The sequence below is a fragment of the Cyanobium sp. Maggiore-St4-Cus genome, from assembly GCF_024345615.1.
Classification (GTDB): domain Bacteria; phylum Cyanobacteriota; class Cyanobacteriia; order PCC-6307; family Cyanobiaceae; genus Cyanobium_A; species Cyanobium_A usitatum.
The window spans coordinates 18,570-27,080 of the sequence record NZ_JAGQBL010000020.1 but is presented as its reverse complement, the minus strand read 5'-3'; the positions used below and the strand labels follow the sequence as shown (position 1 = coordinate 27,080).

Here is an 8,511-nt window from a genome sequence, read left to right as displayed (position 1 = left end):
GACGCCGACGACTTCCTGCACATCATCGAGAAGCACTGCCAGCAGGGCGTTGACTACCAAACGATTCATGCCGGCCTGCTGATTGAGCACCTGCCGCTAGTGAAGGGTCGCCTCACCGGCATTGTGAGCCGCGGTGGCGGGATCTTGGCCCAGTGGATGCTTTATCACCACAAGCAGAATCCGCTGTTCACCCATTTCGATGACATCATCGAAATCTTCAAGCGCTACGACTGCAGCTTCTCCTTGGGCGATTCGCTGCGGCCTGGTTGCCAGCATGACGCCTCCGACGCCGCCCAGCTGGCGGAGCTGAAAACCCTTAGCCAGCTCACCCGCCGCGCCTGGGAGCACGACATCCAGGTGATGGTGGAGGGTCCGGGCCATGTGCCGATGGATCAGATTGAATTCAACGTCAAAAAGCAGATGGAGGAGTGCAGTGAGGCGCCCTTCTATGTGCTCGGCCCGCTGGTCACCGACATCGCCCCCGGCTACGACCACATCACCAGCGTCATTGGCGCAGCGATGGCTGGTTGGTATGGCACAGCGATGCTCTGCTACGTGACCCCGAAGGAGCACCTGGGCCTGCCTAATGCCGAAGATGTGCGTGAAGGCCTGATTGCTTACAAGATCGCTGCCCACGCTGCCGACATCGCCCGCCACCGCCCCGGCGCCCGCGATCGCGACGACGAACTCAGCCGGGCTCGCTATGCCTTCGATTGGAACAAGCAGTTTGATCTCTCGCTTGATCCTGAGCGGGCTCGTGAGTATCACGACGAAATCCTGCCCGCCGATATCTACAAGCAGGCAGAGTTTTGCTCGATGTGCGGCCCCAAGCACTGCCCAATGCAAACCAAGATCACCGATGAGGATCTGGCGGGGCTGGAGCAGGTGCTGGCAGAGCAGAAAGCAGGAGTTGAGGCTGGGGCTGCGGTAGTGGTGTGAGATCACCCTGCTTGGGGTTCACGGTTCCGTGAGTTGACATAAAAAAAGCCCCGCCGTTAGGCGGGGCTTTTCAGTCTCTGTTGAATCAGCCCAGCGCTTTGGCAGTTGCCACCACGTTCTCGACAGTGAAGCCAAACTTCTCGAGGCAGACCGGACCAGGTGCCGAAGCGCCGAAGCGGTCGATCGAGATGCAGGCGCCATCGAAGCCGGTGTATTTGTGCCAGCCGAAGGAGCTGGAGGCTTCCACCACAACGCGCTTGCGTACGGCGGCGGGCAGCACGCTTTCGCGGTAGGCGGCATCCTGCTCTTCGAACAGCTCGATGCAGGGCATCGAAACTACCCGCACGTTCTTACCTTCGGCGCGCAGCTGGGCTGCGGCTTTGGTGCAGAGCTCCAGCTCGGTGCCGGTTCCGATCAGGATTAGTTCCGGGGTGCCATTGCTGTCCTCCAGGATGTAGCCACCTTTGGCCACATGGGCTGCAGCCGAACCAGGCTGATTGGCCATGGCTTGGCGGCTGAGGGCCAGCACGGTGGGGCGCTTGCGGTTGGTGACAGCTACTTGATAAGCACCCATGGTCTCGTTGCCATCGCCGGGGCGCATCACCAGCAGGTTGGGGATGGCGCGCAGGTTGGCGAGGGTTTCCACCGGCTGGTGGGTTGGGCCGTCTTCGCCCAGACCGATCGAGTCGTGGGTGAGCACGTAGATCACGCCCAGCTCGCTCAAGGCCGAAAGGCGCATGGCGCCGATCATGTAGCCCGCGAAAACTAGGAAGGTGCCGCCGTAGGGGATCAGGCCGCTGCCGTGGTAGGCGATGCCATTCATGATCGCCGCCATGGCGTGCTCGCGCACGCCGAAGTGCAGGTAGCGGTTGGCTTCGGCACCCTTCTGGAAGCTCGCCTCGCCTTTGATATCGGTGAGGTTGGAGTGGGTGAGGTCGGCCGAGCCGCCAATTAGCTCGGGCAGGTTGGGGCCGAAGGCGTTAAGGGCGTTGTAGGAGTGCATGCGGGTGGCCAAACCCTTGTCTTCTGGGCTGAAGCTCGGCAGGGAAGCGTCCCAACCCTGGGGCAGCTCGCCGCGAAGCTGGCGCTCGAATTCAGCAGCTTCAGCGGGGTACTGGCTGCGGTAGGTGGCCAGGCTGGCGTTCCAGGTGGCTTCAAGTGCTTCACCGCGGCTGATCGCTTGGCGCCAGTGGTCGTAGGCATCCTGGGGAACCTCAAATTCGCCGTAGCTCCAGTCGAGGGCTTTGCGGGTGAGCTCTGCTTCGTCGGCGCCTAGGGCTGCGCCGTGAACTCCAGCGGTATTGGCCTTGTTTGGCGAGCCGTAGCCGATTGTGGTGGTCACCTTGATCAAGCTGGGCTTGTCGGTGACGGCCTTGGCTGCCTCGATGGCTTGGGCAATGGCGGCCACATCGGTGTTGCCATCCTTGACGTGGATGGTGTGCCAGCCATAGGCCTCGTAGCGCTTCAGCACGTCCTCGGTGAAGGAGACGGAGGTGTTGCCGTCGATGGTGATGTGGTTGTCGTCGTAGAGGGCAATCAGCTTGCCCAAGCCAAGGTGGCCGGCCAGGGAGGCGGCTTCACCGCTCACGCCTTCCTGGTTGCAGCCGTCGCCCATGATCACGTAGGTGTAGTGATCAACCAGGTCGCAGCCGGGCTTGTTGAACTTGGCAGCCAGGTGCGCTTCGGCGATAGCCAGTCCCACGGCGTTGGAGATGCCCTGGCCCAGGGGTCCGGTGGTGACCTCAACGCCGGGGGTTTCGAAGGTTTCAGGATGACCAGGGGTGCGGCTACCCCACTGGCGGAATTGCTTGATGTCTTCGATGGTCACCGAGTCGTAGCCGGTGAGGTGCAGCAGCGCGTAAAGCAACATGCAGCCGTGGCCAGCCGAGAGCACGAAGCGGTCCCGGTTGAACCACTTGGGGTTCTTGGGGTTGTGCTTAAGCACCTTGTCCCACAGGGCGAAGGCCATTGGGGCGCAGCCCATGGGCAGGCCGGGGTGGCCCGAATTGCTCTTATTGATCGCGTCAATCGCTAAGAAGCGGATGCTGTTGACGCAGAGCGATTCGACGGATGTGGAGGGAGCGGCGACCATGGCTAAGGCAGGTGGGGGAGTGGGAGGAGGAGGCTCACGCCATGCGGCGGAACGCCAGGCAGACGTTGTGACCGCCAAACCCGAAGGAATTGGAGAGCACCACGTTGAGGGTGTGTTCCCTGGCCTGGTTGGGAACCACATCCAGATCGCAGGCCGGATCCGGATTTTGGTAATTGATGGTAGGTGGCACCAGGTTGTGCTCAATAGCCAGCACCACTGCGACCGCCTCAATGCCGCCGCTGCCTCCAAGGAGGTGGCCGGTCATCGATTTCGTGGAGCTCACGGGTATCTGGTAAGCCCAATCCCCGAGAGCACTCTTGATGGCGGAGGTTTCGTTGCTGTCGTTGGCCTGAGTACTGGTGCCGTGGGCATTGACGTAGTCGACGGCTTCTGGCTCAAGCCGGGCATCCTTGAGGGCAAGACGCATGGCTTCAGCACCGCCGACCCCCCCCGGGGTAGGTGAGGTGATGTGGTGGGCATCGCAGGTCATGCCGTAGCCCACCACCTCGGCCAGGATCTGGGCACCGCGAGCCTGGGCGTGCTCCAGGCTCTCGAGCACAATCACTCCGGCGCCTTCGCCGATCACGAAGCCGTTGCGCTCGGCGTCGAAGGGGCGACTGGCCGTGGTGGGATCGTCGTTGCGGAAGGACAGGGCCTTAGCACTGGCAAATCCCGCCACCCCCAAAGGGGTAATGGCCGATTCAGCGCCACCAGCGACCATCACGTCAGCCAGGCCCAGCTGGATCAGCCGGTAGGCATCACCGATGGCATTGGAGCCTGCGGCGCAGGCGGTGGCCACCGCGCTGCTGGGTCCCTTGGCGCCAAGGGCAATGGCCGTCAGGCCAGTCGCCATATTGGGGATCATCATCGGCACGCAGAACGGACTCACCCGATCGGGGCCCCGATCTTTGAGCACGTGGGCCTGGGTTTCCATCATCAGCAGGCCGCCAACGCCGGAGCCAATGGCTGTGCCCACCCGGTGTTGGTTGGACTCATCAATGGTGAGGCCCGCATGGGCGACGGCTTGCTTGGCGGCGATTACCCCAAACTGGCAAAAACGATCCCAGCGCTTGGATTCCTTTGGCTCTAGCCAGCCGGAGGGATCAAAATTTTTAACTTCAGCTGCGAAGCGACAGGCATGACGACTGGCATCAAAAAGAGTGATGCCCGCCACGCCGTTGCGCGCCGTGCTCAGACCCTCCCAGTAGCTGGAGACGTCGTTACCGATCGGTGTGATCGCGCCGAGACCGGTGACGACGACGCGCTGGAGACCCTGCACCATGGGGTGGCTCAGGCCTGCTTGTCCTGAATGAACTTGACGGCATCGCCAACGGTGGTGATGCCTTCTGCAGCTTCGTCAGGGATTTCGATGTCAAAGGCTTCTTCCAGAGCCATTACCAACTCGACGGTGTCGAGGGAATCGGCACCCAGATCATTCTGAAAGTTTGATTCGGGCTTCACTTCCCCAGCGTCAACGCTGAGCTGCTCGGCAACGATCGAGCGCACTTTCTCGTAGATCGCTTCCTGGGACATGGCCGCTGTGAGAGTCGATGCACTCTACGGGTCACCCCGCTGGGCTCCCCCCGGCGTATGAACAAGGGTGACGGGCTGCGGGCTCCTTTGCTGCGGGTCCGGAGGCTGTGGGTACGTTGGGTTCCACGCCGTTTGTTCCCGGCTCAGGCCCATGTCCCACGCCGTCAAGATTTACGACACCTGCATCGGTTGCACCCAATGTGTGCGTGCCTGCCCACTCGACGTGCTCGAGATGGTGCCCTGGGATGGCTGCAAAGCCGGCCAGATCGCATCCTCTCCCCGCACGGAAGATTGCGTCGGTTGTAAGCGCTGTGAAACCGCTTGCCCCACCGACTTCCTCAGCATTCGCGTTTACTTGGGCGACGAAACCAGTCGCTCGATGGGCTTGTCCTACTGAAGATCATTGGCGCTAATGCCAATAAGCTCAAGCCCGGCCCTTCGCCGGGCTTTTTTGTTGCGCTCCTCGCTGGCCCAGGCCTATGTGCGGCATCGTTGCCCTGATTGGATCGCGGGAGGCGGCTCCCCAACTGCTGGAGGGGCTGCGCCAGCTGGAATATCGCGGCTACGACTCCGCCGGTATTGCCACGGTTGATGGGGCTGGCCTCCATTGCCTCAAGGCGGAGGGCAAACTTGTCAATCTCACTACCCGCTTTGAGGCCCAGGGAGCCCCGGGCCAGTGCGGCATCGGCCATACCCGCTGGGCTACCCACGGCAAGCCGGAGGAGCGCAACGCCCACCCCCACCTCGATGGCTCTGGCTGTTTGGCGGTGGTGCAAAACGGCATCATCGAGAACTACCGCGGCTTGAGGGAGGAGCTGCAGTCGCAAGGGGTGCTGTTCCGCTCCGAGACCGATACGGAGGTAATTCCCCACCTGCTGGCTCGGGAGCTGGAGCGCCGCCGGGCGGCAGGTGAGCAGGCTTCAGCGGCGCTGCTACTGGCTGCTTTGCAGTCGGTGTTGCCGTTGCTGCAGGGGGCCTATGCCCTGGCGGTGGTGTGGGCAGAAGTCCCTGGCGCCTTAGTGGTGGCCCGTAAGGCTGCGCCCCTGCTGATCGGCCTGGGGGAGGGGGAGTTTCTTTGCGCCAGCGACACCCCGGCCCTGGCGGGCTTTACCCGCACGATTTTGCCGATGGAAGACGGCGAGGTGGCCCTGCTCACCCCGCTGGGCATCGAGCTTTATGACGCTGTGGGCCAGCGGGTTCAGCGCAGCCCCAGCCTGCTTAGCGGCACCGAGCACGTGGCGGATAAGCGCAGCTTTCGCCATTTCATGCTCAAGGAGATCCACGAGCAGCCTGAAACGGCCGCCCTTTGGGTGGCTCGGCACCTGCCAGAGGTTGTGGAAGGGGAGGCGACTCCATTGGTGGCACTACCTCTGGCGGCGGAGGTGTTTGAGGGTGTGGAGCGGATCCAGATCCTGGCCTGCGGCACCAGCCGCCACGCCGCCCAGGTGGGCGCCTATCTGCTGGAGCAGCTGGCCGGGATCCCCACAAGCGTTTTTTATGCCAGTGAATTTCGTTATGCGCCACCGCCGCTGAGCCCCCACACGCTCACTATCGGCGTGACCCAGTCGGGGGAAACCGCCGACACCCTGGCGGCCCTTGCAATGGAGCAGGAGCGTCGCCGGCTGGTGGCCGATCCGGCCTACCGGCCGCGGCTGCTGGGCATCACCAACCGGGCCGAGAGCTCCCTGGCCCGGATGGTGGACCACATCCTTGATATTGGCGCCGGCATTGAGGTGGGGGTTGCGGCCACCAAGACCTTCCTTGGCCAACTGCTGGCTTTCTATGGGTTGTCCCTGGCATTTGCGGAGCGGCGAGTGGGCCAGCGGCAGGGTGGCGTTAGCTCGGGCCGCAGCCGCGAGGAGCTCAAGGCGCTGGTGGCCCAGTTGCGCCAGTTGCCCCAGCAGCTGGAGGCCCTGGTGGCAGACCACGACCAGCGCTGCGCTTCCCTGGCCCACCGCTTTGAGGGCACTCAGGATGTGATCTTTCTGGGCCGTGGCATCAACTACCCGATTGCCTTGGAGGGTGCGCTCAAGCTCAAGGAGATCAGCTACATCCACGCCGAGGGCTATCCGGCCGGCGAGATGAAGCATGGGCCGATCGCCCTGCTTGATGCCAAGGTGCCTGTGGTGTCAATCGCCATGCCAGGTGCGGTGTTCGACAAGGTGCTCAGCAATGCCCAGGAGGCCAAGGCCCGCGATGCCCAGCTGATCGGTGTGGCACCCGAATGCCCAGACGCTGAGTTGTTTGATGTCTTGCTGCCGGTGCCGGCGGTGGACGAGCTACTAAGCCCGCTTCTAACGGTGATTCCCATGCAGCTGCTCAGCTATCACATCGCCGCCCACCGGGGCCTGGATGTGGACCAACCCCGCAACTTGGCCAAGAGCGTCACTGTGGAGTGAGTGTCGGAGTGAGGGTTGGAGCGGGGCTGGCGTCGCTGCGTCCGTAGCGATCTTCAAAGCGGACAATGTCGTCTTCGCCTAGGTAGGGGCCGCTCTGCACCTCGATCAGCTCCACCGGAATCTTGCCCGGGTTGGAGAGGCGGTGGCGGCAACCCAGGGGGATGTAGGTGCTCTGGTTTTCGCCTACCAGCTCCCTGCCACCATCTTTTTCCACTACCGCCGTTCCCTGCACCACGATCCAGTGCTCGGCGCGGTGGTGGTGCATCTGCAGCGACAAGCTGGCACCGGGGTTGACCACGATGCGCTTCACCTGCCAGCGCTCACCCTCGGTGACGCCGTCGTAGGAGCCCCAGGGGCGGTAGATCTTGCGGTGGGCCTTGCTCTCTGGTGCCCCTTCCCTCTCCAGCCGCCCCACTATTGCTTTGACCTCCTGGGCCCGGTCGCGGTGGGCTACCAGCACGACGTCATCGGTTTCCACCACCACCAGATCCTCTACACCGAGCCCCACCACCAGCCGATGCTCGCTGCGTAGATAGCAATTGCTGCTTCCCTCGCTGATCACCCGGCCCCGCAGCACGTTGCCGTCGCTGTCTTGATCGGCGGTTTCCCACAGGGCGCTCCAGCTGCCCACATCACTCCAACCTGCCTCCAGGGGCAACACGGCGCCGCGGTCGGTGCGCTCCATCACCGCCACATCCAGCGCCACGCTGGGGCAGCTGGCAAAGGCCTCCCGCTCCAGCCGCAGAAAGTCGAGATCGGCGCTGTCGTGCTCTAGCGAGGAGCGGCAGGCGCTCACAACCTCAGGTGCCAGCCGCTCCAATTCGGCCAGGATCGCGCTGGCCTTGAACAGGAACATGCCGCTGTTCCAGGTGAAGCGCCCCGTCGCAAGAAATTGCTCCGCGGTGGCCCGATCCGGCTTCTCCACAAACCGGGCGATTGGTACCGGTTCGTTGGCACCGAGCAGCGACTGGGCGGCTTCGATGTAGCCGTAGCCGGTTTCTGGCGCCGTGGGCACGATTCCAAACGTCACCAGCTGGCCGGCTTCAGCTGCTGCCATCCCCGCAGTCACCGTGGCGCGGAAGGTGGCGGCATCACGGATCACGTGGTCTGCCGCCAGCACCAGCAGCAGGGGATCTTCCCCATGGGCGGTGGCCTGCAGCGCTGCTACCGCCACCGCCGGAGCGGTATTGCGGCCGACCGGCTCCAGCAGGATCGCTTGGGGCTCCACGCCGATCTGGCGCAATTGCTCGGCCACGATGAAGCGGTGGTCTTCATTGCAGATCAGCAGAGGAGCCCCTAAACCCGGCAAACCCGCCAGGCGCTGCTGGGTCTGCTGCAGCAGGGTGTCTTCTCCCGTGCTTGCCAGGGGCCAATACTGCTTGGGGTAACTAGCTCTCGACAGCGGCCACAGCCGCGTGCCCGTGCCGCCGCACAGGATCACCGGCACAAGTGCACTGCTTGGGGAGCTAGGGCTATTTGCCATGGACCGGACTGGGTTGAACCCATTCAAGGTCACCTTTGGCTAACCAGCAAACGGCAGCCTTCTAA

7 protein-coding genes are annotated in these 8,511 nt (G+C 63.3%); 3 read left to right on the top strand and 4 right to left on the bottom strand.

The annotated features are described in order from the left end of the window. The coding region (gene thiC, locus KBY99_RS14275) for a phosphomethylpyrimidine synthase ThiC (protein WP_254999727.1) at positions 1-939 on the top strand (939 nt) is incomplete at its 5' end. Between the two features lie 85 nt (positions 940-1,024). On the opposite strand, the gene tkt is transcribed toward thiC, so the two are convergent. The 3 genes from tkt to acpP are packed head-to-tail and all read right to left on the bottom strand — an operon-like array spanning position 1,025 to position 4,564. Then, positions 1,025-3,031 carry a transketolase gene (tkt, locus tag KBY99_RS14270; RefSeq protein WP_254999725.1) on the bottom strand — a complete coding sequence of 669 codons (2,007 nt, stop codon included), beginning with the start codon at positions 3,029-3,031 and terminating at the stop codon, positions 1,025-1,027. A 34-nt stretch (positions 3,032-3,065) separates the two neighbouring features. Next, the gene (gene fabF / locus KBY99_RS14265; RefSeq protein WP_254999724.1) at positions 3,066-4,313 is read right to left on the bottom strand and encodes a beta-ketoacyl-ACP synthase II; all 1,248 of its coding nucleotides are present in this window, start codon (positions 4,311-4,313) and stop codon (positions 3,066-3,068) included. An 8-nt stretch (positions 4,314-4,321) separates the two neighbouring features. Further along, on the bottom strand, positions 4,322-4,564 hold the full coding sequence (gene acpP / locus KBY99_RS14260; protein ID WP_106632933.1) for an acyl carrier protein: 243 nt from the start codon (positions 4,562-4,564) through the stop codon (positions 4,322-4,324). 151 nt (positions 4,565-4,715) lie between these two features. Between acpP and psaC the strand changes: the two genes are divergently transcribed. Both psaC and glmS read left to right on the top strand, forming a co-directional pair. Next, positions 4,716-4,961: a photosystem I iron-sulfur center protein PsaC gene (psaC, locus tag KBY99_RS14255; protein ID WP_006042515.1), complete on the top strand. Its 246-nt coding sequence runs from the start codon at positions 4,716-4,718 to the stop codon at positions 4,959-4,961. Between the two features lie 82 nt (positions 4,962-5,043). Then, the gene (gene glmS, locus KBY99_RS14250; RefSeq protein WP_254999723.1) at positions 5,044-6,963 is read left to right on the top strand and encodes a glutamine--fructose-6-phosphate transaminase (isomerizing); all 1,920 of its coding nucleotides are present in this window, start codon (positions 5,044-5,046) and stop codon (positions 6,961-6,963) included. On the opposite strand, the gene KBY99_RS14245 is transcribed toward glmS, so the two are convergent. Then, on the bottom strand, positions 6,950-8,446 hold the full coding sequence (locus KBY99_RS14245; RefSeq protein ID WP_254999722.1) for a mannose-1-phosphate guanylyltransferase/mannose-6-phosphate isomerase: 1,497 nt from the start codon (positions 8,444-8,446) through the stop codon (positions 6,950-6,952). The two genes, glmS and KBY99_RS14245, sit on opposite strands and share 14 nt — an antisense overlap. Positions 8,447-8,511 lie beyond the last annotated feature (65 nt).